This window comes from Streptomyces dysideae, assembly GCF_001514305.1.
GTDB classification, from domain to species: Bacteria; Actinomycetota; Actinomycetes; order Streptomycetales; family Streptomycetaceae; genus Streptomyces; species Streptomyces dysideae.
In genome coordinates, this window is sequence record NZ_KQ949077.1 from 260,575 (window position 1) to 284,262 (window position 23,688).

24 protein-coding genes and 1 pseudogene are annotated in these 23,688 nt (G+C 70.4%); 13 read left to right on the forward strand and 12 right to left on the reverse strand.

The features are described from left to right. Both AQJ91_RS07550 and AQJ91_RS07555 read left to right on the forward strand, forming a co-directional pair. Positions 1-1,431, forward strand: a complete 1,431-nt coding sequence (locus AQJ91_RS07550) for an aldehyde dehydrogenase family protein (protein ID WP_067017686.1) — start codon at positions 1-3, stop codon at positions 1,429-1,431. Next, complete coding sequence (locus AQJ91_RS07555) at positions 1,424-2,356, forward strand: aldehyde dehydrogenase family protein (RefSeq protein WP_067017688.1); 933 nt, start codon at positions 1,424-1,426, stop codon at positions 2,354-2,356. The genes AQJ91_RS07550 and AQJ91_RS07555 overlap by 8 nt, the downstream gene beginning before the upstream one ends. Positions 2,357-2,423: 67 nt before the next feature. Here AQJ91_RS07555 and AQJ91_RS07560 read toward each other — a convergent pair whose 3' ends face one another. Continuing rightward, entirely contained in the window at positions 2,424-2,828 is a 405-nt protein-coding gene (locus tag AQJ91_RS07560) for a hypothetical protein (RefSeq protein ID WP_067017693.1), read from the reverse strand. Between the two features lie 59 nt (positions 2,829-2,887). Here AQJ91_RS07560 and AQJ91_RS07565 point away from each other — a divergent pair, with 59 nt between their 5' ends. Next, positions 2,888-3,592, forward strand: a complete 705-nt coding sequence (locus AQJ91_RS07565) for a uridine kinase family protein (protein WP_079084746.1) — start codon at positions 2,888-2,890, stop codon at positions 3,590-3,592. A gap of 184 nt (positions 3,593-3,776) precedes the next feature. Here the strand turns inward: AQJ91_RS07565 and AQJ91_RS07570 are convergent, their stop codons facing one another. After that, a complete protein-coding gene (locus AQJ91_RS07570) occupies positions 3,777-4,535 on the reverse strand; it encodes a SigE family RNA polymerase sigma factor (RefSeq protein ID WP_067017697.1) in 759 nt (252 codons plus the stop codon). A 234-nt stretch (positions 4,536-4,769) separates the two neighbouring features. Here AQJ91_RS07570 and afsQ1 point away from each other — a divergent pair, with 234 nt between their 5' ends. From afsQ1 to AQJ91_RS07595, 5 genes are all read left to right on the forward strand, one after another. After that, positions 4,770-5,447 carry a two-component system response regulator AfsQ1 gene (afsQ1, locus tag AQJ91_RS07575; RefSeq protein ID WP_067017699.1) on the forward strand — a complete coding sequence of 226 codons (678 nt, stop codon included), beginning with the start codon at positions 4,770-4,772 and terminating at the stop codon, positions 5,445-5,447. After that, positions 5,444-7,009 (forward strand): sensor histidine kinase, encoded by a 1,566-nt coding sequence (locus AQJ91_RS07580; protein WP_067017701.1) that lies wholly within the window; start codon positions 5,444-5,446, stop codon positions 7,007-7,009. The genes afsQ1 and AQJ91_RS07580 overlap by 4 nt, the downstream gene beginning before the upstream one ends. Next, positions 7,009-7,659, forward strand: coding sequence for a hypothetical protein (locus tag AQJ91_RS07585; RefSeq protein ID WP_067017703.1), 651 nt, complete (start codon positions 7,009-7,011; stop codon positions 7,657-7,659). Before AQJ91_RS07580 ends, AQJ91_RS07585 begins: the two co-directional genes overlap by 1 nt. 81 nt (positions 7,660-7,740) lie before the next feature. Continuing rightward, positions 7,741-8,289 carry a VanZ family protein gene (locus tag AQJ91_RS07590; RefSeq protein WP_067017705.1) on the forward strand — a complete coding sequence of 183 codons (549 nt, stop codon included), beginning with the start codon at positions 7,741-7,743 and terminating at the stop codon, positions 8,287-8,289. 92 nt (positions 8,290-8,381) lie between these two features. Further along, the gene (locus AQJ91_RS07595; protein ID WP_067017706.1) at positions 8,382-8,582 is read left to right on the forward strand and encodes a PspC domain-containing protein; all 201 of its coding nucleotides are present in this window, start codon (positions 8,382-8,384) and stop codon (positions 8,580-8,582) included. Between the two features lie 74 nt (positions 8,583-8,656). Here AQJ91_RS07595 and AQJ91_RS07600 read toward each other — a convergent pair whose 3' ends face one another. Beyond that, the gene (locus AQJ91_RS07600; protein ID WP_067017708.1) at positions 8,657-9,010 is read right to left on the reverse strand and encodes an ATP-binding protein; all 354 of its coding nucleotides are present in this window, start codon (positions 9,008-9,010) and stop codon (positions 8,657-8,659) included. A 138-nt stretch (positions 9,011-9,148) separates the two neighbouring features. Next, positions 9,149-10,306 (reverse strand): adenosine deaminase, encoded by a 1,158-nt coding sequence (locus AQJ91_RS07605; protein ID WP_067017710.1) that lies wholly within the window; start codon positions 10,304-10,306, stop codon positions 9,149-9,151. Positions 10,307-10,419: 113 nt separating this feature from the next. On the opposite strand from AQJ91_RS07605, the gene AQJ91_RS07610 reads away from it, so the two are divergent. Then, complete coding sequence (locus tag AQJ91_RS07610) at positions 10,420-11,181, forward strand: prolyl oligopeptidase family serine peptidase (protein ID WP_067017712.1); 762 nt, start codon at positions 10,420-10,422, stop codon at positions 11,179-11,181. Positions 11,182-11,290: 109 nt separating this feature from the next. On the opposite strand, the gene AQJ91_RS07615 is transcribed toward AQJ91_RS07610, so the two are convergent. Next, positions 11,291-12,244: a LysR family transcriptional regulator gene (locus AQJ91_RS07615; RefSeq protein WP_067017714.1), complete on the reverse strand. Its 954-nt coding sequence runs from the start codon at positions 12,242-12,244 to the stop codon at positions 11,291-11,293. A 63-nt stretch (positions 12,245-12,307) separates the two neighbouring features. Between AQJ91_RS07615 and AQJ91_RS07620 the strand changes: the two genes are divergently transcribed. The 3 genes from AQJ91_RS07620 to AQJ91_RS07630 all read left to right on the forward strand — a co-directional run bounded on the left by AQJ91_RS07620 (position 12,308) and on the right by AQJ91_RS07630 (position 15,955). Next, positions 12,308-13,585: an MFS transporter gene (locus tag AQJ91_RS07620; RefSeq protein ID WP_067017716.1), complete on the forward strand. Its 1,278-nt coding sequence runs from the start codon at positions 12,308-12,310 to the stop codon at positions 13,583-13,585. Positions 13,586-13,691: 106 nt separating this feature from the next. After that, entirely contained in the window at positions 13,692-14,828 is a 1,137-nt protein-coding gene (dnaN, locus tag AQJ91_RS07625) for a DNA polymerase III subunit beta (RefSeq protein ID WP_067017718.1), read from the forward strand. A 110-nt stretch (positions 14,829-14,938) separates the two neighbouring features. Further along, positions 14,939-15,955: a sigma-70 family RNA polymerase sigma factor gene (locus tag AQJ91_RS07630; protein WP_067017720.1), complete on the forward strand. Its 1,017-nt coding sequence runs from the start codon at positions 14,939-14,941 to the stop codon at positions 15,953-15,955. Here AQJ91_RS07630 and AQJ91_RS48920 read toward each other — a convergent pair. After that, the gene (locus AQJ91_RS48920; protein WP_159054510.1) at positions 15,839-16,225 is read right to left on the reverse strand and encodes an STAS domain-containing protein; all 387 of its coding nucleotides are present in this window, start codon (positions 16,223-16,225) and stop codon (positions 15,839-15,841) included. The two genes, AQJ91_RS07630 and AQJ91_RS48920, sit on opposite strands and share 117 nt — an antisense overlap. A gap of 129 nt (positions 16,226-16,354) precedes the next feature. Here AQJ91_RS48920 and AQJ91_RS07635 point away from each other — a divergent pair. Then, positions 16,355-17,129: pseudogene (locus AQJ91_RS07635) on the forward strand (AEC family transporter). 1 nt (position 17,130) lies between these two features. Here AQJ91_RS07635 and AQJ91_RS07640 read toward each other — a convergent pair. The 6 genes from AQJ91_RS07640 to AQJ91_RS07665 form a co-directional block, all read right to left on the reverse strand. Next, a complete protein-coding gene (locus tag AQJ91_RS07640) occupies positions 17,131-17,715 on the reverse strand; it encodes a Uma2 family endonuclease (RefSeq protein ID WP_067017722.1) in 585 nt (194 codons plus the stop codon). A gap of 96 nt (positions 17,716-17,811) precedes the next feature. Continuing rightward, on the reverse strand, positions 17,812-19,089 hold the full coding sequence (locus tag AQJ91_RS07645; RefSeq protein ID WP_199847872.1) for a thymidine phosphorylase: 1,278 nt from the start codon (positions 19,087-19,089) through the stop codon (positions 17,812-17,814). A gap of 86 nt (positions 19,090-19,175) precedes the next feature. Beyond that, positions 19,176-19,586, reverse strand: coding sequence for a cytidine deaminase (locus AQJ91_RS07650; RefSeq protein ID WP_067017726.1), 411 nt, complete (start codon positions 19,584-19,586; stop codon positions 19,176-19,178). Continuing rightward, entirely contained in the window at positions 19,583-20,845 is a 1,263-nt protein-coding gene (locus tag AQJ91_RS07655; protein ID WP_067017728.1) for an ABC transporter permease, read from the reverse strand. The genes AQJ91_RS07650 and AQJ91_RS07655 overlap by 4 nt, the downstream gene beginning before the upstream one ends. Next, a complete protein-coding gene (locus AQJ91_RS07660) occupies positions 20,845-21,969 on the reverse strand; it encodes an ABC transporter permease (protein ID WP_067017730.1) in 1,125 nt (374 codons plus the stop codon). Before AQJ91_RS07660 ends, AQJ91_RS07655 begins: the two co-directional genes overlap by 1 nt. Next, positions 21,966-23,669 carry an ABC transporter ATP-binding protein gene (locus AQJ91_RS07665; protein WP_079084748.1) on the reverse strand — a complete coding sequence of 568 codons (1,704 nt, stop codon included), beginning with the start codon at positions 23,667-23,669 and terminating at the stop codon, positions 21,966-21,968. Before AQJ91_RS07665 ends, AQJ91_RS07660 begins: the two co-directional genes overlap by 4 nt. Positions 23,670-23,688 lie beyond the last annotated feature (19 nt).

Genomic DNA, 23,688 nt, shown 5'->3' on the forward strand with positions numbered 1-23,688 from the left:
ATGGCATTCGAGTACGCACCGGCTCCCGAGTCGCGCGCGATCGTCAACATCGCCCCGTTGTACGGCCTGTTCATCGACGGCGAGTTCGTCGAAAGCTCGGGTGGGGATCTCAACAAGACGGTCAGTCCGTCCACCGAAGAGGTACTGGCCGAGTACACCCAGGCCAACGCCGAAGACGTCGACCGCGCCGTGAAGGCCGCCCGCAAGGCCTTCGAGAAGTGGTCGGCGCTGCCCGGCGCCGAGCGCGCGAAGTACCTGTTCCGCATCGCCCGCATCATCCAGGAGCGCAGCCGCGAGCTGGCCGTCCTGGAGACGCTGGACAACGGCAAGCCCATCAGGGAGACGCGCGACGCCGACCTCCCCCTGGTCGCCGCGCACTTCTTCTACTACGCGGGCTGGGCGGACAAGCTCGACCACGCCGGTTTCGGTACGAACCCGCGGCCCCTCGGCGTCGCCGGCCAGGTCATCCCCTGGAACTTCCCGCTCCTGATGCTGGCGTGGAAGATCGCCCCGGCACTGGCGACGGGCAACACGGTGGTACTGAAGCCCGCCGAGACGACCCCCCTCTCCGCGCTCTTCTTCGCGGACATCTGCCGCCAGGCAGGCCTGCCGAAGGGCGTCGTGAACATCGTCACCGGGGACGGCCGCACCGGCGCAGCCCTCGTCGCCCACCCGGACGTCAACAAGGTCGCGTTCACGGGCTCCACGGCCGTCGGCAAGGAGATCGCGCGGACCGTCGCCGGCTCCCGCAAGAAGCTCACCCTCGAACTGGGCGGCAAGGGCGCCAACATCGTCTTCGACGACGCCCCGATCGACCAGGCCGTCGAGGGCATCGTGAGCGGCATCTTCTTCAACCAGGGCCAGGTCTGCTGCGCGGGCAGCCGTCTCCTGGTCCAGGAGTCGATCCAGGAGGAGCTGCTGGAGTCCCTCAAGCGCAGGCTCTCCACCCTCCGCCTCGGCGACCCCCTCGACAAGAACACGGACATCGGCGCCATCAACTCCGCCGAGCAGCTGGCCCGTATCACCGCCCTCACCGCGCAGGGCGAGGCGGAGGGCGCCGAGCGCTGGTCGCCGGCCTGTGAACTCCCGTCGTCCGGCTACTGGTTCGCCCCGACGCTGTTCACGAACGTCACCCAGGCGCACACCATCGCCCGCGACGAGATCTTCGGCCCTGTGCTGTCCGTCCTCACCTTCCGCACCCCGGACGAGGCCGTCGCCAAGGCCAACAACAGCCAGTACGGCCTGTCGGCGGGCATCTGGACGGAGAAGGGGTCGAGGATCCTCGCCGTCGCGAACAAGCTCCGCGCGGGCGTGATCTGGTCCAACACGTTCAACAAGTTCGATCCGACGTCGCCGTTCGGCGGCTACAAGGAGTCGGGCTTCGGCCGCGAGGGCGGCCGCCACGGCCTGGAGGCGTACCTCGATGTCTGAGAAGACCGAAAAGACCGAACCGCGCCTGTCGGTCTTCAAGACCTACAAGCTGTACGTCGGCGGGAAGTTCCCGCGTTCCGAGAGCGGCCGGGTGTACGAGGTGACGACGAAGACATCAGCCGCCGGCGCGGCAGGGAAGGGCAACTGGCTGGCGAACGCGCCGCTCTCCTCCCGCAAGGACGCCCGTGACGCCGTGGTCGCGGCCCGCAAGGCGTTCGGCGGCTGGTCCGGCGCGACCGCGTACAACCGCGGCCAGATCCTCTACCGCGTCGCGGAGATGCTCGAGGGTCGCAAGGCGCAGTTCGTCCACGAGGTCGCGGACGCCGAGGGCCTGTCCAAGTCCAAGGCCGCCGTCCAGGTGGACGCGGCGATCGACCGCTGGGTCTGGTACGCGGGCTGGACGGACAAGATCGCCCAGGTCGTGGGCGGCGGAAACCCGGTAGCGGGCCCGTACTTCAACCTCTCCTCCCCCGAACCGACGGGCGTGGTCACGGTCCTGGCCCCGCAGGAGTCGTCGTTCCTGGGCCTGGTCTCGGTGATCGCCCCGGTGATCGCGACGGGCAACACGGCCGTCGTGGTGGCATCGGAGAAGTCCCCGCTCCCGGCGCTCTCCCTGGGCGAGGTACTGGCCACCTCCGACCTGCCCGGCGGTGTCGTCAATATCCTCTCCGGCCGTACGGCGGAGATCGCGACGCCCCTCGCGGCGCACCAGGACGTCAACGCGATCGACCTGGCGGGCGCCGACGACGTACTGGCGAAGGAGCTGGAGATCGCGGCGGCCGACAATCTGAAGCGCGTTCTCCGTCCACAGCCTGTGGACAACTGGTCGGAGACTCCCGGCATCGACCGCATGACGGCGTTCCTGGAGACGAAGACGGTCTGGCACCCGACGGGTTCACTGGGCGCGTCCGGCTCGTCGTACTGACAGCCACCACAGACCGGAGGGCCGCGCTTCCCCACCGTCCGGGGGAAAACGCGGCCCTCCGTCACGCTCAGCCGCCCAGCAGCCCCGTCGCCGGTCCCACCACCGGCATGCTCCCGATCGACTGCGCCTGCGCCACCGGGCCCGTCAGCGCCTGCGAGGTCAGCGGCTTGAAGTCGGCGAGCTGGGTGCCGACGCCGTTGTCGAGGGGGTCGACGCCGGTACCGGCGAGCGGGTTGGGCTTGAGGTCGGAGATCGGGCCCATGACGTAGCCCACCGCGCCGGTGAGGGCCTGGAGACCGGTCTGCGGGTCGACGCTGCCCAGCGAGGCGGGGCGGGTGCGCATCGCGTCGACGACGGGCTCGGTGTCCGCGAAGGCGGTTGCGGCGCCTGCGCCCAAGGCGACGCCCGCGGTCGCGAGGGCGATCAGGGCGCGCTGGGCGGTGGGGTTGTGGGGGGACGCGTGTCGGGCCATGGTCACTGCCGCCTTCTACTTCACAGGGTAATCATGTCGACACCAAGGGTAGTTGAGTTGTGACGCGCGCATCAAAGGCGACCCGCGGGGTCGTTCACCGGGCCGGTGATGCCTCACACTGGTGTCCCGTGAGTTCCCATCTGCCCATACCGACGCGAGTCGTGCTGCTCTGCGGCCCCTCCGGCTCCGGCAAGTCCCTTCTCGCGGCCCGCTCCGGCCTTCCGGTGCTGCGGCTCGACGACTTCTACAAGGAGGGCGACGACCCGACGCTGCCGCAGGTCCCCGGGAGCTCCGACATCGACTGGGACCACCCCGGCTCCTGGGACGCGGACACCGCCGTGGCCGCGATCACGGAGCTGTGCCGCACGGGGCGTACGAACGTCCCGCTGTACGACATCTCGCTGAGCGCCCGCACCGGCGAGGAGGCCGTCGAGATCGGGCGGACCCCGCTGTTCATCGCGGAGGGCATCTTCGCCGCGGAGATCGTCACGCGCTGCCGTGAGCTCGGTGTGCTGGCCGACGCGCTCTGCCTGAGCCGCGGCCCGGTGAAGACGTTCCGCCGCCGCTTCCTGAGGGACCTCAGGGAGGGCCGCAAGTCCGTGCCGTTCCTCGTCCGCCGCGGCTGGCGCCTGATGCGCGCCGAGCGCTCCATCGTGGCCCGCCAGACGGCCCTGGGCGCCCATGCCTGCGACCGTGACGAGGCGATGGGCCGGCTGGCGGCAGCGGCGGCCGGGCGGTGCGCCACGACCCGTACGGCGGTCTGACGGACATAGACGGAAAAGAAGGCGGGACTGGACGGACCCCCCGGCCCTCCAGTCCCGCTCTCTTCGTGCTCCCCCGGGTTTCCCCCGTACATCCCCCGTACGTCCCGTAGGAGCTTCCCCCGCGCTTTCCCCCGTTGGTTCCCCCCAGTTACCGCTCCCCCGTTACTTGCTCCCCCCGGGACCTTCAGGCGACAAGCTCCCCGAAGGCGTCCTCCTCGTCACGGCCGAAGCTGAGGACCTCGTCCTCACGCAGCCGGCGGAGCGACCGCCAGATGCTGGACTTCACCGTGCCGACACTGATGTCGAGGATCTCCGCGATCTCCGGGTCCGTGCGGCCCTCGTAGTAGCGCAGGACCAGCATGGTGCGCTGGAGCTCGGGCAGCCGGGCCAGCGCCTGCCACAGGACCGCGCGCAGTTCGGTGCCGCGCATCGCGTCCGTGTCGCCGGGCGTCTCCGGCAGTTCCTCGGTCGGGTACTCGTTCAGCTTGCGGCGGCGCCACGCGCTGATGTGCAGGTTGGTCATCGTCCGTCGCAGGTAACCCCCGACGGCGGCCTTGTCACTGATCCGGTCCCACGCCCGGTACGTCGAGAACAGCGCGCTCTGCAGCAGGTCCTCGGCCTCGAAGCGGTCGCCGGTGAGGTGGTAGGCGGTTGCGTACAGGGAGGCGCGGCGCTCCTGGACGTAGGCGGTAAACGCCGCTTCGGCATCTACAGTCTCCGACAGCGAACGACGCTCCCCCGAGTCCTCCCTGTACGCGGCTCCCCCGTGAGCCTCCCCCTGGTGTGCGTCAACCACCGTCATGTACGCGGTGTGCTGACGCCCGGTGCCGCGAGCGCACCCCCGCCCGCTTGCGGCACCGGACTTCTCGGAACCCCGGTTCGCGGTCACGTCGTGCAGGCGCGTGATCACTGCGCTGGTGCTGGTGCCTTGCAGCGTGTTCATCTCGCGCCCCCCGTCGTGGACTTACCGGTGTTCTGCTTGCCGTCTTGCTTGTGACGAAAAGCTTGCCCGGGCCACTTCATGGCCGTGTCCGCCGACTGTCACAGACCTGTCACAGGGGTCGGTCCGGGGGCCCTGTCCTCAGCTGACGGACAGTTCCGTCACAGACAGGCGCGCTACGAGCACGGATCCATACAGGTGTCGCAACCCCGCCCCGCCATGGGCCAGAATGAGCCTGTGCCTTCCCTGTTGCTGATCGAGGACGACGACGCCATCCGTACGGCCCTGGAGCTCTCACTGACGCGCCAGGGACACCGGGTGGCCACCGCTGCCACCGGCGAAGACGGTCTGAAGCTTTTGCGCGAGCAGCGGCCTGACCTGATCGTGCTGGATGTGATGCTGCCCGGTATCGACGGGTTCGAGGTGTGCCGGCGCATCCGGCGCACGGACCAGCTGCCGATCATCCTGCTCACCGCGCGCAGCGATGACATCGACGTGGTGGTCGGCCTCGAGTCCGGTGCGGACGACTATGTCGTCAAACCCGTGCAGGGGCGGGTCCTCGACGCCCGGATCCGGGCCGTGCTGCGGCGCGGGGAGCGGGAGTCGAACGACGCGGCGACCTTCGGCAGTCTCGTCATCGACCGCGCGGCGATGACCGTGACGAAGAACGGCGAGGACCTCCAGCTGACCCCGACCGAGTTGCGGCTGCTGCTGGAGCTGAGCCGGCGGCCGGGTCAGGCGCTGTCGCGGCAGCAACTGCTGCGTCTCGTCTGGGAGCACGACTACCTCGGTGACTCGCGACTCGTGGACGCGTGTGTGCAGCGGCTGCGCGCCAAGGTGGAGGACGTGCCGTCGTCCCCGACGCTGATCCGTACCGTGCGCGGCGTGGGCTATCGGCTGGACACTCCTCAGTGACCGAAGCGCAGGGAGGGGTCCGCGGCTGGGCCGCGGCCCGTAAGGGAGTGTGGTCGTGGCTGCGGTTCACCAGTCTGCGGCTGCGTCTCGTGGTCGTCTTCGGTCTGGTGGCGCTCACCGCCGCCGTGTCCGCGTCCGGGATCGCCTACTGGCTCAACCGCGAGGCGGTGCTCAGGCGCGCCCAGGACGCGGTGCTGCGGGACTTCGAGCAGGAGATGCAGATCCGCGCGGGCCTGCTGCCCGAGGAGCCGACGCAGGACGAACTGCAGCACACCGCGGGGCAGATGGCCAACAGCAGCCAGCGGTTCAGTGTGCTGCTGGTGGCGCGGGACGGGAACGGCAAGACGGTGTACGGCAGTTCGGGTGGCTTGAGCGGCTTCTCGCTGCAGGACGTGCCGCGTTCGCTGCGCGAGGCGGTGAACGAGCGGCAGAAGGTGGACTCCGAGAACGCGTCCGAGTACCGCCTGTACTGGCAGCGGGTCGTGGAGGACGGCACCCCGTATCTGGTCGCCGGCACGAGGGTGGTCGGCGACGGCCCCACCGGCTACATGCTCAAGTCGCTCAAGCCTGAGGCCAAGGACCTCAACTCCCTGGCCTGGTCGCTCGGTATCGCCACGGGCCTGGCGCTGATCGGCTCCGCGCTGCTCGCGCAGGCCGCCGCCACGACCGTACTGAAGCCGGTGCACCGTCTCGGTGTCGCCGCCCGTCGGCTCGGCGAGGGCAAGCTGGACACCCGGCTGCGGGTGTCGGGGACCGACGAACTGGCCGATCTGTCACGGACGTTCAACAACGCGGCCGCGGCGCTGGAGAAGCGGGTCGCGGACATGGCCGGGCGGGACGACGCGTCCCGGCGCTTCGTGGCCGACATGTCGCACGAACTGCGTACGCCGCTCACCGCGATCACCGCGGTGACGGAGGTGCTGGAGGAGGAGCTGGACGCCGAGACCGGCAGCGTGGACCCGATGATCGAGCCCGCCGTCCGGCTCGTGGTCAGCGAGACGCGGCGGCTGAACAACCTGGTCGAGAACCTCATGGAGGTCACCCGCTTCGACGCGGGCACCGCCCGGCTGGTCCTGGACGACGTCGAACTCGCCGACCAGATCACCGCCTGCATCGACGCCCGGGCCTGGCTGGACGCCGTGGAGCTGGACGCCGAGCGCGGCCTGCACGCCCGGCTCGACCCGCGCCGCCTGGACGTCATACTGGCCAACCTCATCGGCAACGCGCTCAAGCACGGCGGTTCGCCGGTGCGGGTGTCGGTGCGGGAGGCGGCCGAGGAGATCGTCATCGAGGTGCAGGACCACGGGCCCGGCATCCCCGAGGACGTCCTGCCGCACGTCTTCGACCGCTTCTACAAGGCGAGCGCCTCCCGGCCGCGCTCCGAGGGCAGCGGACTGGGCCTGTCCATCGCCCTGGAGAACGCCCACATCCACGGCGGCGAGATCACCGCCGCCAACTCCCCCGAGGGGGGCGCGGTGTTCACACTGCGGCTGCCGAAGGACGCGTCGGCGCTCATGGCGGAGGCCGAGCAGGCCGAGCAGGCCGAGAAGGGGGACGCCTGATGACCGTACGCCGCGCGCGACGCGACGGTGCCGTGGGGGGACGCCACGCGCGCGTACGGCCCCTGCTGGCCCTGCCCGTGCTCGCCGCCCTGCTCGCCGGGTGCGGGATCCGGGCCACCGAGGTGCCGACCGACTTCGGTCCGGCGCCGTCGCGGGTGCACTGTTCGCTGTCCGAGCCGGACGTGTCGACGCAGGCCGCGCGGGGGCTCGCGGCCCGGGTGTTCCTGCTGTGCGGGTCGTCGCTGGTGGCCGTCGACCGGTCGGTGCGGGTGCCGGAGGGTACGGCGGACTCGGAGCGGCGCGTGCTGGTGGCGCAGGCGCTGCTCGACGAGCTGGAGACGGCGCCGTCGTCCGCCGAGAAGGAGGCCGGGTACACCACGGACGTGCGGGGTGGCATGGGCGTCACGGGGCCGCGGCCCGGGGACCCGGAGGAGACGCTCCGGCTGAGCGCCCCGCCGAACGGCCTCGCGTCCTACGCCCTCGCCCAGATCGTCTGTACGTTCTCGGACTCGACGGCCGCCGAGGGCGACGGCTCGGTCATCCTGGGCGGCCCGGGCGACGAGCCGCTGCGCAGCTACGAGTGCACGAACGAGGTGCGGACCCGGCCGGGCAGCAACGAGCCGCCGTCGAGCGAGGTCGGCGGCGCCTGAGGCGGGGTGTGGCGGACGACTCACCCGGTAGTGGGGTGACATCCCGGAACCGATCCTGCCGGGGGGCGCGTCTTGGGGGGCGTGCAGCGTCAAGGCATCGGCGGCAGCGCCGTGATCCGCATCCGTGCGACGGGGGGTGTCCTCCTCGTCGCGCATCTCGCGTTCGTCGCCTGGCTCACGCTGCGTCCGCTGGACGTCCCATGGGTGATGCCGGCCAATCTGCGGCCGTTCGCCGGGATCAGGGCCGATCTGGCGCTGGACTGGCAGGAGGCCGCCCGGCGCATCGGCGAGGGGATGGCGCTGCTCGCGCCGCTCGGTGTACTGCTCCCGGTGGCGCACGGCAGGCTCACGGTGTCCCCGCTGGGTTCCCTGGTCCGTACGGTCGCGGCGGGCGCCCTGATCTCCATGGGCATCGAGCTGCTGCAGACCGGCGTACCGGGGCAGGTCGTGGACGTCGACTCGCTGCTGCTGAACACGGCGGGCGTGGCCCTGGCCCATGTGCTGGTGGTGCCCGCCGCCCGGTCGTGGCTCCGCCGCAGGTCCGAGCGGGAACGGCGGGCGGCCGTACCGCAGGAGGAGACGTCTCAGGGGCGGACCCCGACGATTCCCAGGGTCGGGATAGCTCCGTAGAGTGACGCTTTGCCCGCTTCGTGCGCGTAGCGTTGTTGTCAGATGAGGCAGCCACTCCGGAGGCCTCCGACCAAGCTCACGAAGGAGCCGTCATGACCGCGCTTGCCCGACCCACCAACGGCCGCATGATCGGCGGAGTGTGCGCCGCGCTGGCACGGCGCTTCGGCATCTCCGCGACGACGATGCGCGTGATCTTCCTGGTGTCCTGTCTGCTGCCGGGCCCCCAGTTCCTGCTCTACATAGCCCTGTGGATCCTGCTGCCCTCCGAGGACAAGGCTCGCACGGCCTGGTGACCCCGCCCGCGTACGACGATGGGGCGCACCCCGTGTGACCGGGGTGTGCCCCATCTGCACGTCGGGGACCGGGGTCAGCCGAGCGGAACACCGTTCACGGGCAGACCGTGGGTTGGCAGGCCCTGCACCGGCAGACCGCCGAGCAGGCCGGCGACCGGGGCGGTCGGGCCCTCGGCGAGGACCTTCTCGGCGGCCGGCTGCGCGGCGGCCAGACCCGCGCCGAGCGCCGGCTGCGCCTGGGACAGCGCCTCACCGGCCCCCGGCAGCGCCTGGGTGACCTTCTCCGCGGGGAGCGTCTGGGTCACGGTGTCCAGCGCCGCACTCGGGTCCGGGACGGCCGGGGCCGCGTTGGCGGCACCCGCGCCGGCGGCGGCGAAGGCGGCACCGAGGGCGGCGACACCGAGGGTCTTGGCAGCAGACTGCTTCATAAAATGCGTCCTCGAAACGGGGTTACGGAGATGCGAGCGGTTCAAGACCGTAAACACGGGACGACACCCGCCGCAAACATCGAAATGCGGACGGATGGTGAATGCCCGCCCGCATCCGTACCCCAGGATGCCTCCCGCTCAGTCGTCCGCAGCCACAGAACCGCTGGTGGAAGTGGTCTGCCTGAACAGCCATTCGGACTTCAGCTCGGCATATCCAGGCTTGATGACGTCGTTGATCATCGCAAGTCGTTCATCGAAAGGAATGAACGCTGATTTCATCGCATTGACGGAGAACCACTGCATGTCATCGAGCGTGTAACCGAATGCGTCGACAAGGTGCTCGAATTCCCGGGTCATGCTGGTGTGGGACATCAGCCGGTTGTCGGTGTTCACCGTGGCGCGGAAGTGGAGGCGGCGCAGCAGCCCGATGGGGTGCTCGGCGTAGGAGTCGGCGGCACCGGTCTGGAGGTTGGAGCTCGGGCACAGCTCCAACGGGATGCGCTTGTCCCGGACGTAGGAGGCGAGCCGGCCGAGCTTCACCGAGCCGTCGGGGTGGACCTGGATGTCGTCGATGATGCGCACTCCGTGCCCGAGCCGGTCGGCGCCGCACCACTGGAGGGCCTGCCAGATGGACGGCAGTCCGAAGGCCTCGCCGGCATGGATGGTGAAGTGGTTGTTCTCCCGCTTCAGGTACTCGAAGGCGTCGAGATGCCGGGTGGGCGGGTAACCGGCCTCGGCGCCCGCGATGTCGAAGCCGACCACGCCCAGGTCGCGGTAGCGGTTCGCGAGTTCGGCGATCTCCAGGGCACGGGCGGCGTGCCGCATGGCGGTGACCAGGGCGCCGACGCGGATGCGGTGGCCGTTGACCCTGGCCCGCTGCTCGCCTTCCCGGAAGCCCTCGTTGACGGCCTCGACGACCTCCTCGAGGCTCAGCCCGCCCTCGAGGTGCTGCTCGGGGGCGTAGCGCACCTCGGCGTAGACGACGCCGTCCTCGGCGAGATCCTCGGCACACTCGGCGGCGACCCGGACGAGCGCCTCGCGGGTCTGCATCACACCGACGGTGTGCGAGAAGGTCTCCAGATACCGCTCCAGGGAACCGGAGTCGGCGGCGTCCCGGAACCAGGCGCCGAGCTTGTCCGGGTCCGTCTCGGGAAGCTGGGAGTACCCGATGTCGCGGGCGAGTTCGACGATGGTCCCGGGGCGGAGCCCGCCGTCGAGGTGGTCGTGCAGCAGAACCTTCGGCGCCCGGCGGATCTGGTCCTGTGTCGGGGTGTTCGCAATGGTCTGGCTCGTCATTTCCGTACTCTAGCTTTTACGCGCGTAGATCGCCTGTTGTACGAATCCGTCGATACGTAACGGTGACCGCACGGACGGGTGGAGTACACCCGGGTTTCTGACACTGTTCTGTCATGGCACAGCAAGCGACGCCGGTTCGCACGGCCCGGCTGGGGAGGACGCTCGGACCCGAGCCGACCGCGGTGAGCGGGGTGGTGCTCCTGCTCCCCGGCGGTGACGAGGTCTCCTATCGCAAGCCGTCCCCGATGCTCGCGGCCGCGTCCGTGCGGGCGCTGGGACGCCGGCTGGCGCGGGCGGGACGTACGGAGGGACTGGCCACGCATGTCGTCCACTACCGCTTCCGCGGCTGGAACGGCAGCGAGGCCCACCTGGCGCACGACGCGGTGTGGGCCGCCGACGAGGCCGTACGGCGTTACGGGGACGTCCCCGTCTGTCTCGTCGGGTTCGACATGGGTGCGCGGGCGGCGCTGCACGCGGGTGGGCACGAGGCCGTCAACTCCGTGCTGGCGATTGCTCCCTGGCTGCCGGAGGAGGACGTGGCGGCTCCGCCCGAACCGGTGAAACAGCTGGCCGGGCGGCGGGTGATGATCGTGCACGGTACGAATGACGAGCGGACCGATCCCGAGTTGTCGTTTCGGCTGGCGGCGCGGGTGAAGAAGGCGAACCGGGGAGTGTGTCGGTTCGAGGTGCACTCTGACCGGCATGGGCTGCAGCAGCATCGGGACGAAGTGCTGGCGTTGGCTGAGGACTTTGTGATGGGGGTGCTGTTCGGGCGGGCGTTTTCTCGGCCTGTTGAGGATGCGTTTGCGGCTCCGCCTCCTTTGGGGTTGAGGATGCCGTTGGCTGCGGGGTTCGGTCGTTCGTTGCGACGGTAGAGCTCGGGGCTTGCGGTTGTGTTCGGGGGGCGGGTTATGGGGGCTTGTCGCGCCCACGCGGCGGAGCCGCATATGGATACAGCCCCGCGCCCCTTAGGTGCGCGACCCATCAGTCGGAAAGCAAGTTGCCCCTTCTTGACAGCAGGAACTTCTTGAAGGCTGCCACCGGGGGTGTGTCGGGGCGGCCCTCCAGCCAGGCCACGCCGATTTCTCGTGCCGCCCGCGGGGCCGTGACCGTCAGCTCCGCCACTCCCGGGCGAGGGACGGCCGGTGGGGGCAGGAGGGCGACGCCCAGGCCCGCGGCCACCAGGCCTCTCAGCGTTTCGGCCTCCTCGCCCTCGAAGGCGATTCTTGGTTTGAAGCCTGCCTCCTTGCAGAGGTCGTCGGTGATGCGGCGGAGGCCGTAGCCGGGTTCCAGGGTGACGAAGGTTTCGTCGGCGGCCTCGGCGAGGCGGATGCGTTTGCGGGCGGCGAGGCGGTGGTCGGCGGGGACGACGAGGCGGAGTTTCTGTTCGTCCAGGCGGCGGGCGACGAGGTCGGGGGCGTCGGGGACCGGGGAGGTCAGGCAGAGGTCCAGTTCGCCGGAGCGCAGCCGCTCGATCATCGCCTCGCCGTAGTTCTGGACGAGGCTGAAGCGGACGCGGGGGTGGTCGGCGCGGAAGGCGTGGAGGAGGCCGGGGACCGTTTCGGCGCCCATGGTGTGCAGGAAGCCGAAGGCGACCTTGCCGGTGGCGGGGTCGGCGTCGGCGCGTACCTCGTCGGCGGCGCGTTCGACCTCGGCGAGGGCGCGCTCGACGGAGGTGAGGAAGGTGCGGCCGGCGGGGGTGAGGGAGACGGTCCGGCCCCGGCGGGCGAACAGGTCCACGCCCAGGTCCTGTTCGAGGCGGACCATGGCGCGGGAGAGCGTGGACTGCGGGACCTGCATCTCCCGGGCGGCGCGCGTGACGTGCTCGGTGCGGGCCACGCCCGCGAAGTACGCGAGGCGCGGAGCCAGCAACATCGCCATGTCTACTGTGTCACTGGACTGTGACAGGTGGGTCTGTGACCTCTGCTGATGCACCATGGGAACGATTATGGGGTTTCCATGCATTGGACGGATCAGCGGGTGCGTACGTAGTTTCGAAGCATGTCTCCCGCCAGTACCGGGGCGTCCACCGTCGTGGGCGCCGTTCCATCCGTTTCCGTCTCCGAATCCACCACCGACTCCCGGATGGCCCCGGGCGGGCCCGGCTACCGCCGGATGAGTTTCGCTCTCTTCCTCGCCGGTGTCGCGACCTTCGCGCTGCTCTACTCCACACAGGCCCTGCTGCCGCTGATCTCGGGCGAGTTCGGGGTGGCGGCGAGTGAGGCGAGCTGGACGGTGGCGGCGGCGACCGGCGGGCTGGCGGTGTTCGTGCTGCCGATGAGCGCGCTGTCGGAGCGGTTCGGGCGGCGTACGGTCATGACGGCGTCGCTGGCGGTCGCCGTGACGGTCGGGCTGCTGGTGCCCCTCGCGCCCTCGCTGGGCTGGCTGGTCGTGCTGCGCGCGGTGCAGGGCGCTGCGCTGGCGGGGCTTCCGGCGTCGGCGACGGCGTATCTGGCGGAGGAGGTCCGGCCGAAGGCGCTGATCACGGCGATCGGGCTGTTCGTGGCCGGCAACAGCGTCGGCGGGATGAGCGGCCGGGTCATCACCGGCTGGGTCGCGCAGGAGTGGGGCTGGCGGGTCGCCCTCGGGGTGATCGGCGTGATCGCGGTGGCGTGCGCGGTGGCGTTCCGGCTGCTGCTGCCGGCGCCGAAGCACTTCAGGGCGGGTTCGCTGCGGCCGGGGGTGCTGGTCCGGACGGTCCGTGATCATCTGGCCGACCCGCTGCTGTGCCGGCTGTACGCGATCGGCGCGCTGTTCATGACCGTCTTCGGCGGCGTGTACACGGTGATCGGCTACCGGCTGACGGAGGCGCCGTTCGGGCTGCCGCAGGGCGTCATCGGTTCGATCTTCCTGGTGTACCTGGTGGGCACGGTGTCGGCGTCGACGGCGGGCAGGCTGGTGGGCCGCCTCGGCCGCCGGGGCGCGCTGTACGCGGCCGGTGCGACCACCGCGACGGGCCTGCTGCTCTCCCTCGCGGGCTCGCTGCCCCCGGTCCTGCTGGGCCTGGTCCTGATCACCGGGGGATTCTTCGCGGGGCACGCGGTGGCGTCGTCGGCGGTCAGCAAGACGGCCACGCGGGGGCGGGCGCAGGCATCGGCGCTCTACCAGTCGGCGTACTACATCGGCTCCAGCGCGGGCAGCACGGTCGGCGCGGTGGCGTTCCACGCGGGCGGCTGGGCCGGGACGGTCGGGGTCGGGCTGCTGGCGGTGGCCGGGGTTGTGACGATCACCGTGTTCGGGACGCGGGCGGCGCGCATGCAACGGCTCGCGGCCGCCTGAGTCTTCTGTTTCTTCCTGCGTTCCCCCTGGTCGGGGGCGGTTGTCACAGGTGGCGGATAGCGTCCGCGATCACCTGTGACAACCGGCCCGACCAGGGGGATTTTTCATGGAGTTCCGGATCGAACGCGGTGCCTTCGCCGAGGCCGTCGGGTGGGCGGGGCGCGCGCTGCCCTCGCGTACGCCGGTGCCGGTGCTGGGCGGGCTGCTGCTGGGCGCCGGGGGTGGGCGGGTGACCGTCTCGGGGTTCGACTTCGAGGCGGCGGCGCGGACCGAGGTGGCGGCGGAGACGGTCGGGGCCGGGGAGGTGCTGGTGCCCGGGCGCAGGCTCCTGGGCATCTGCCGGGTGCTGCCCGAGGGGCCGGTGAGCTGTGTCCTGGAGGGGACGCGGTTCACGGTGGAGGCGGGTGGCACGCGGTTCGGGTTGTCGACGCTGCCGAGAGAGGAGTACCCGGCTCTGCCGTCGCAGCCTATGCCGTACGGCAGTGTGGACGCCGGTGCGTTCGCGGCCGCCGTCGGGCAGGTCGCCGTGGCGGCCGGGCGGGACGAGACGCTGCCGGTGCTGACCGGCGTACAACTGCGCCTTGACGGCGAGTCGATGATGTTGTCGGCGTCGGACCGGTACCGGTATGCCGTACGGCGGCTGGAGTGGAAGCCGGAGGCGGCGGGCGGCGGTGACGGTGCCGCGCAGACGCTGGTGCCGGCGCGGCGGCTGCTCGACGTCGCCCGGTCGCTGGCGCGGAGCGGGGTCGTGCGGGTAGGGCCGGCGCCGACGGACGGTGGGGGGCTGGTCGGGTTCGAGGGCGGGGGCATGCGGGCCGTCGTGCGGCTGCTGGACGGGCGGCTGCCGAAGTACGGGGCGCTGTTCGATCTGGCGGGGGCCTCCGTCGCCGAGGTGGAGTGCGGGGTGCTGGCGGAGGCCGTGCGGCGGGTTGCCGTGGTGGCGGAGGCCAGTGGTCCCGTGCGGTTGGACTTCTCCGGTGAGGGGTCGGTGCTGTTGCGCGCGGGGTACGGGGACGATGTCGCGGCGCAGCGGGTGCCGGCCGTGCTGAGCGGGGCCGAGGAGGTCACCGTGGCGTTCAACCCGGCGTATCTGCTGGACGCGTTGAACTCCTTCGAGGCGCCCCGGCTGCGGATCGAGATGCTCGGGACCGGGCAGCGGGCGCTGCTGAGCGCGATCGGGGCGGACGAGGCCGTGCCCGCCGGCCACCAGCATCTGCTCATGTCCGTGAAGCAACTGGCCTGACCTGCACTTTTGCGTGCTCCGGGGGCCGTTGTCAGTGCGCTGCGGTAGCTTCCGAAGTGCGAGGCGCGAAGAGGCGCACGCCAGGGAACGGCCACAGGGGTGGGTGGACGATGAGCGACGGTACGGCGACGACGACAGACCTCGACGTCAGGCTGGAGAAACACCGGGTCGAGCTGACCGGCTACTGCTATCGCATGCTCGGCTCGTCCTTCGAGGCCGAGGACGCGGTGCAGGACACGATGGTCCGGGCCTGGCGGAGCTACGAGAAGTTCGAGGGGCGGTCCACTCTGCGCTCGTGGCTGTACCGGATCGCGACGAACGTGTGCCTGGACATGCTGACGGCGGGCAACAAGCGGGCCAGGCCCATGGACCTGAGCGAGTCGACGCCCCTGGCGCAGGCGGCGCTGTCGCCCCGCCCGGACAACACCTGGCTGGAGCCGATGCCGGACGCCCGGGTGCTGCCGACGGTGGAGGACCCGGCGGAGGCGGCGGTCGCCAAGGAATCGGTGCGGCTCGCCTTCATGGCCGCCCTGCAGCAACTGCCGCCCAAGCAGCGGGCGGTGCTGATCCTGCGCGAGGTGCTGGCCTGGAGGGCGAGCGAGGTCGCCGAGCTGCTCGGCACCACGGTCGCTTCGGTCAACAGCGCGCTGCAGCGGGCGCGGGCGACGCTCGCCGAGCGGGACGGGCAGAGCCCCGAGGGAGTGGTCTCCGACCCACTGGACGAGGAGCAGCAGAAGCTCCTGGAGCGGTATGTCGCGGCCTTCGAGGGCTATGACATGACGGCGCTGACGGCGCTGCTGCACGAGGACGCCATCATGACGATGCCGCCGTTCGACCTGTGGCTGACCGGGCACGAGGACATCACCGGCTTCATGACGACGCTCGGCGCCCCCTGCGCGGGCTCGCGTCTGGTGCCGGTCCAGGTCAACGGGCTGCCTGGGTTCGCGCAGTACAAGCCGGACCCGGAAGCGGGCGGCTTCGCTCCGTGGGCGGTGCAGGTGCTGGAGATCTCAGAGGGCCGGATCACCGGGTTCCACTGCTTCCTCGACACCAAGCGCTGGTTCCCGCTGTTCGGGCTCCCCCTCCATCTCGATGCGGATGCCGACCAGGTCGAGGAGGGCGTGTAGGCCGGGGTCGGGGTCCCGGAGGCGGATCCGGCCGCCGGCCCGCCGGGCGGCGAGCTGAAGCCGGGCCAGCAGGTCGACGGCCCCGAGTCCTGGCGGTCCGAGCCCGCCGACGTCACACACCACGACGCCCGCCCCGGTGGCCTCCAGCAGCGTCCGCACGTCCTCGCACAGCCCGGTCACCTCGTCCCGGGTGACGGGGCCGACCAGCACGAGTACAGCGGGTGTCATGGCGTCCACGATCGGTAGACCGGGCGGCAGGGCATAACTCATCGCGCCCGGCTGTCCACCGACCGGGATCACATTGACCTGCTCTCCTCCCGCCCGGAGGGTTGCCTGTGTGTCCCACGCATCGGACCCACCCGCGATATCCGACGGTCTCCTCCTCACCAGGGAGGCTCCGTGCAGGGGGTGTTGACAGGGTTCGCGGTGATCGCGGTCGTCATCGGCGTGGGCTACCTCATCGGCCGACGGGGCTATCTCGGCGACCACGGCCGCGAGGTCCTCACCAAGCTGGCCTTTCACGTGGCGTCCCCGGCCCTGCTGTTCACCACCCTCGCCGGGACCGACCTGTCGGTGATCTTCTCCAGCCGGCTCCTGGTCACGGCGCTGAGCACGGCCGCGGCGGCGGGGGTCTTCGTCGCGGTGGGTGCCGTACGGGGCTGGGGTGTGGGCCGGACGACGATCGGCGCCCTGTGCTCCAGCTACGTCAACTCGGGCAATCTCGGCATCCCGATCGCCGTGTACGTCCTGGGCGACGCCTCGCTGGTGGCGCCGGTGCTGCTGTTCCAGCTCATCGGGGTGACGCCGATAGCGCTGACGATCCTGGACCTGACGGGCAAGGGCGGCGAGAAGGGCCCGTTGTGGCGACGGCTGATCACGCCGTTGCGCAACCCGATCGCGGCCGGCTCACTGGCCGGGGTGGCGGTGTCGGCGGCGGGGCTGAAGGTCCCGGCACCGGTCATGGACCCGCTGACCCTGATCGGCGGCATGTCGGTCCCGGCGGTCCTGCTGGCCTTCGGCATCTGTGGTGACGTCGGCGCTGCCTGCCGCGCAGAACCTGTTCACGTACGCCAGCCGCTACCGCGTGGCGGAGACGCTGGCCCGGGAGTCGATCCCGGTGTCGACGGTGGTTTCGGTGCCGGTGCTCGTCGTGGTGGCGGCGGCGCTCGGGTGACTCAGGTCTCGGGGAACTCGCCGGTGTCGATGACGAGGTCGAAGGGAGCGGGGATCTTGATGGCCTCGCCGAACTTGGCCGTGGAAAGGGGGCGGTACACGTCACCCTTCGGCTCTCCGTAGAGAGTCGCGGTGGGGCCCTCGGGGGCCCAGCGGTCGACGAGGAGGTAGAGCGGGATGCCGGCGATGGCGTAGGCGGCGGGCTTGCTGATGCGGTCGTGGCGAGCATTGGACTTGGAGGTGACCTCGACGACGAGTTCGGCCAGGGCGGCCGGAATGTGAGAGTCCGTCTCCGAGTCCTCCCGCACCGGGGCCACCACGATGTCCGGGATGAGCATGCCCAGTCGTGACGGCACGGCGATGGCCAATGTCTGGAAGACTTCCCAGTCCTCGGGGATCACGGAGTAGAGGCGACGCTGGATGCGAGCCGCGATCACGTTGTGGCGGTACGCGGGAGCAGGTGACACGGTGATGATCCCCTCGATGATCTCCACCTTGCTGCCCTCAGGCCACTCCATTTCCTCCCAGAACCGGACGAGGTCGTCCCAGCTCTGCTCGGGGTCCTGGCTCACGGTGAGTGCGCTCATGGCGGTTCTCCTATCGGTGCGTCACCGAGTCCAGCATGCCGAACGGGACCGGTGCAGGTCCACCGATCCCGTTCACTCGAACGAGAAACCCCCTGGTCAGGCGATACGCTCCAGCACCACCGGCGGCGCCGTGAAGTCCGCCCCCGCCGCCGCGATGTCGTACGAGCCCTCCACCGACTGGAGCGCGTACTCGAAGCGCTCCGGGGTGTCCGTGTGGAGGGTCAGGAGGGGCTGGCCCTCCGTGACCGTGTCGCCGGGCTTGGCGTGCATTTCCACGCCGGCGCCCGCCTGCACCGGGTCCTCCTTGCGGGCGCGCCCCGCACCCAGGCGCCAGGCCGCGACGCCGATGCCGTAGGCGTCCAGGCGGGTCAGGACTCCCGAGGACGGGGCCTTGATGACGTGCTGTTCCTTCGACGTGGGGAGTTCGGCGTCCGGGTCGCCGCCCTGCGCTGCGATCATGCGGCGCCAGACGTCCATCGCCGAGCCGTCGGCCAGGGCCTTCGCCGGGTCGGCGTCCTTCACTCCGGCCGCGTCCAGCATTTCGCGGGCCAGGGCCAGGGTCAGTTCCACCACGTCCGCGGGGCCGCCGCCGGCCAGGACCTCCACCGACTCCCTGACCTCCAGCGCGTTGCCCGCCGTCAGGCCCAGCGGGGTCGACATGTCCGTCAGGAGCGCGACCGTCTTCACGCCGTGGTCCGTGCCGAGGCCCACCATCGTGGACGCCAGTTCACGCGCGTCCTCGATGGTCTTCATGAAGGCACCCGTGCCCACCTTCACGTCCAGGACCAGGGAACCCGTGCCCTCGGCGATCTTCTTCGACATGATCGAGGAGGCGATCAGGGGGATCGCCTCGACCGTGCCCGTGACGTCACGCAGGGCGTACAGCTTCTTGTCCGCGGGGGCCAGGCCGTCGCCCGCCGCGCAGATCACCGCGCCGGTGCCGTCCAGCACCGACAGCATCTCCTCGTTGGAGAGCAGGGCACGCCAGCCCGGGATCGACTCCAGCTTGTCCAGGGTGCCGCCGGTGTGGCCGAGGCCGCGGCCGGAGAGCTGCGGTACCGCCGCGCCGCACGCCGCCACCAGCGGGGCCAGCGGGAGCGTGATCTTGTCGCCGACGCCGCCCGTGGAGTGCTTGTCGGCCGTCGGGCGGGACAGGGACGAGAAGTCCATGCGCTCGCCGGAGGCGATCATCGCGGCCGTCCAGCGGGCGATCTCGCGGCGGTTCATGCCGTTGAGAAGGATCGCCATCGCAAGCGCGGACATCTGCTCGTCGGCGACCTCCCCGCGGGTGTACGCGTCGATGACCCAGTCGATCTGCTCGTCGCTGAACTCACCGCGGTCCCGCTTGGTGCGGATGACGGAGATGGCGTCCATGGCCATGGCTTTCCTTCCGAGGGTTCCAGAAGCCGTACGGCCCCCTGAGCGGCTCGCATGAGCAACTCGGAGGGCCGACACGGGAGTTACTTGGTGAGATGGTCCGGCCCGAAGGCCTGCGGCAGCATCTCCGACAGCGGCAGGGTGCCCGCCGGGGTCTCCAGGAGCAGGCCCGGGCCGCCGAACTCGTAGAGGAGCTGTCGGCAGCGGCCGCAGGGGACGAGGATGTCGCCCTTGCCGTCGACGCAGGTGAAGTGCGTCAGACGGCCGCCGCCGGTGTTCTGCAGCTCCGAGACCAGCCCGCACTCGGCGCACAGGCCGAGACCGTACGAGGCGTTCTCGACGTTGCAGCCGGTGACCATCCGGCCGTCGTCGACCAGGGCCGCGACGCCGACGGAGTAGCCGGAGTACGGGGCGTACGCGCGGGACATGGCGTCCCGCGCCGCCGCGCGCAGCTTGTCCCAGTCGACGTCGGGTGTGTCCCCGGACGAGGTCATGTGCCTTGTCCCTTCCGGTACGGCATGCCGTCCGCCTTGGGCATGCGCAGACTCTGCGCGGACAGCGCCAGCACGAACAGGGTGACGACGTACGGGGTCGCCGTCACGACCTGGCGCGGGACTTCGTCCGTGCCGATGTACCAGACGAACATCAGCGCGGAGACCACGGCGGTGACCACAGCGGGGACGTACTTCTTCTGCCACACCAGGTACGCCGCCCCGAACACCAGCAGGATCGCCAGCAGCAGGATCAGCGCGTGCACGTTGGTCGTGCCGCCACGGAGGTTGAGGCTGTCGGTGTAGCCGAACAGGCCGGCGCCGAGGGCCAGTCCGCCCGGCATCCAGTTGCCGAAGATCATCGCGGCGAGGCCGATGTAGCCTCGGCCGGCGGTCTGGCCGTCGAGGTAGACGTTCGACGCGACGATCGAGAGGAACGCGCCGCCGAGGCCCGCGAAGCCGCCCGAGATGATCACGGCGATGTACTTGTACTTGTAGACGTTGACGCCGAGGGACTCGGCCGCGATCGGGTTCTCACCGCAGGAGCGCAGGCGCAGGCCGAAGGCGGTGCGCCACAGGACGTACCAGGTGGCCGGGACCAGCGCGATGGCGATGACCGTCAGCGGCGACAGGTTGGTGACCACACCGCCGAGCAGGCCCGCGATGTCCGAGATCAGGAACCAGTGCTTGCCGTTGAGGGTCCCCAGCGCGCTGGACAGACCCGGAACGTCGAAGGTGCCGAGGGACTCGATGGGCGGGGACTGCTTGGAGGAGCCCTGCGGGGCGTTCTCGAAGGTGAACTTCGACAGATAGCGGGTGGTGCCCAGGGCCAGGATGTTGATGGCCACACCGGAGACGATGTGGTTGACGTTGAAGGTGACGGTCGCGATCGCGTGCAGGATCGCGCCCAGCGCGCCGCCGATGATGCCGAAGGCGACACCGACCCACGGGCCCCACTGGTAACCGGCCCAGGCACCGAACCAGGTGCCGAGGATCATCATGCCCTCGAGGCCGATGTTGACGACGCCCGCGCGCTCGGCCCACAGACCGCCGAGGCCGGCGAGGCCGATCGGGACGGCCAGGCGCAGCGCGGTGGACATCTGGCCGGTGGAGGTGATGCCGTCCGCGCCGGTGATCAGGCGGACGATCGAGACGAGGACCAGCACGCCCGCGATGAGCAGCAGGAGTACCGGGAGCGACATTCGGCGGCCGCCCCTGCCGGGCTGCTTCGCCTGCGGCTTGGCGATGGTCTCGGTGGACATCAGGCCGCCACCTCCTTCTTGGAGTTGTTGTTGCCGGCCTCGGCGGCGAGCTCCGCGCCGACGCGCTTCTGCTGGCGGCGCAGACCCCACTGCCGTACGGCCTCGTACGAGATGACGACCGCGAAGACGATCAGGCCCTGCATGATCGTGGCGATCTCCTTCTCGTACGCCACCGGGGTCGCGTAGTCGAGGGCCGGGGACGCCTTGTCGAGGAAGGCGATCAGGAGGGCCGCGAAGGCGATGCCGCCGGGGTTGTTGCGGCCGAGCAGGGCGATGGTGATGCCGGTGAAGCCGAGGCCCGTCGGGAAGCTCAGGCTGTAGGTGTGGGCGTCGCCGAGCAGCAGGGGCAGGCCGGACAGGCCCGCGACCCCGCCGGAGATCAGCATCGCGGCGAGGACCATCTTCTTGGCGTCGACGCCGGAGGCCGCGGCGGCGGTCTCGGACTCGCCGGTGGCGCGCAGGTCGAAGCCGAAGCGGGTGCGGTTGAGGACGACCCAGTACGCGACGCCCATCAGGACCGCGAGGAAGACCAGGCCGTAGATCTCGCCGGTCTCGGGGCCGAGGTCGATGCCCGGGACCCAGCCGGACTCGTTCATCTCGCCGGTCGTGTTGTTGTTGCCGACCTGGACGCCGAAGATGTTGTCGAGGGTGAGGTAGCCGATCACGCTGGTGGCGATCGCGTTCAGCATGATCGTGGCGACGACCTCGCTGACACCCCGGGTGACCTTCAGCAGGCCCGCGATACCGGCCCAGAAGGCGCCGGTGAACGCGCCGACGAGCAGGAGCAGCGGCACCTGGAGGAAGGACGGCAGCGCGACGTGCGCGCCGACGACGGCGGTCATCATCGCGGCGAGGCGGTACTGGCCGTCGACGCCGATGTTGAACAGGTTCATGCGGAAGCCGACGGCCACCGCGAGCGCCGCCAGGTAGTACATCGACGCCTGGTTGACGATCAGTACCTGGACGTCGGAGAACCCGGCCTGCTCCAGCATGAGCGCGTACGGCTCGAACGGGTTCTTGCCGGAGGCGATCAGCACGACCGAGGTCAGCAAGATCGCCGCGACGAGCGCGATGACCGGGCCGGCCACCGCGAGGAGCACGCGCTCCCTGTCGAACTTCTTCATCGGGCCTCGTCCTCCGGGGCGGCTGCGTCGCCTTCTTGGCCGGCTTCTACGTCTTCCAGGTGACCGGACGCGGCGCCGGTCATCGCCGAGCCGAGCGCCTCCGGGGTGATGGTGGCAGGGTCGGCGTCGGCGACCAGCCTCCCGTTGTAGATCACGCGCAGGGTGTCCGACAGGCCGATCAGTTCGTCCAGGTCGGCGGAGATCAGCAGGACGGCCAGGCCCTCGCGGCGGGCCTCACGGATGTGGTCCCAGATCGCGGCCTGGGCGCCGACGTCCACACCGCGGGTGGGGTGGGCGGCGATCAGGAACTTCGGGCTGTGGCTCATCTCGCGGCCGACGATCAGCTTCTGCTGGTTGCCGCCGGACAGGGAGGCGGCGGTGACGTCGATGCCGGGGGTGCGGACGTCGTACGCCTCGACGATGCGGCGGGTGTCCTCCTGGGCGGCCTTCGGGTCGAGCCAGAAACCGCCCCTGCCCTTGCTGTTGGGCTTCTCGGTGACATGGCCGAGGATGCGGTTCTCCCACAGCGGAGCCTCGAGGAGGAGGCCGTGGCGGTGGCGGTCCTCGGGGATGTAGCCGACGCCCTGCTCGCGGCGCTTGCGGGTGGGCCAGGGGGTGATGTCCTCGCCGAGGAAGCGGATCGTGCCGGAGTCGGCGCTCTTCAGGCCGATCAGCGCGTCGATGAGCTCGGTCTGGCCGTTGCCCTCGACACCGGCGATGCCCATGACCTCACCGGCGTGGATGGTGAAGGTGACGTCGTCGAGGACGCGCTTGACCTCGCCGGCGACGGCGCTCTCGGCGGTCATGCCGCCGGTCACGCCGGTCCCACCGACCGCGACGGGCTCGGCCTCGATACCGAGGGAGGCGCCGCCGGCCGCGTAGACGGTGAGGTTCTCGACCTGGATGACGGGCCGGTCGGTGACCGTCGACTCGGCGGTCTCCGGGGTGGGCAGTTCGCTGCCGACCATCATCTCGGCGAGCTGGCGGGGGGTCGTCTCGGAGGGGACGGCCGTGCCGACCGTCGTGCCGCGGCGGATGACGGTGATCTCGTCGGCGACCGACAGCACCTCGCCCAGCTTGTGCGAGATGAAGATGACGGCCAGGCCCTCGGACTTGAGCTCGCGCAGGTTGTCGAAGAGCGCGTTGACCTCCTGCGGCACGAGCACGGCGGTCGGCTCGTCGAGGATCAGGGTGCGGGCGCCGCGGTAGAGGACCTTGAGGATCTCCACGCGCTGGCGGTCGGCGACGCCGAGGTCCTCGACCAGGGCGTCGGGGCGTACGCCGAGGCCGTACCGCTCGGAGATCTCCCTGATCTTGCGGCGGGCGCCGCCTCCGATGCCGTACAGCTTCTCGCTGCCCAGCACCACGTTCTCCAGCACGGTCAGGTTGTCGGCCAGCATGAAGTGCTGGTGGACCATGCCGATGCCGCGGGCGATGGCGTCGGCGGGACTGTGGAAGCTCACCTGGTCGCCGTCGACGGCGATGGTGCCCTCGTCCGGCTTCTGCATGCCGTAGAGGATCTTCATCAGGGTCGACTTGCCGGCGCCGTTCTCGCCGACGAGGGCGTGGACCGTGCCCTTTCGGACAGTCAGGTGGATGTCGTGGTTGGCGACGACACCCGGGAATCGCTTGGTGATCCCCGCCAGCTCGACCGCGATCGTCGACTGTGCGGTGAGCGGAGGGCTGCTGGACGCGTCGATGGCGCACTCTCCTTGGGAA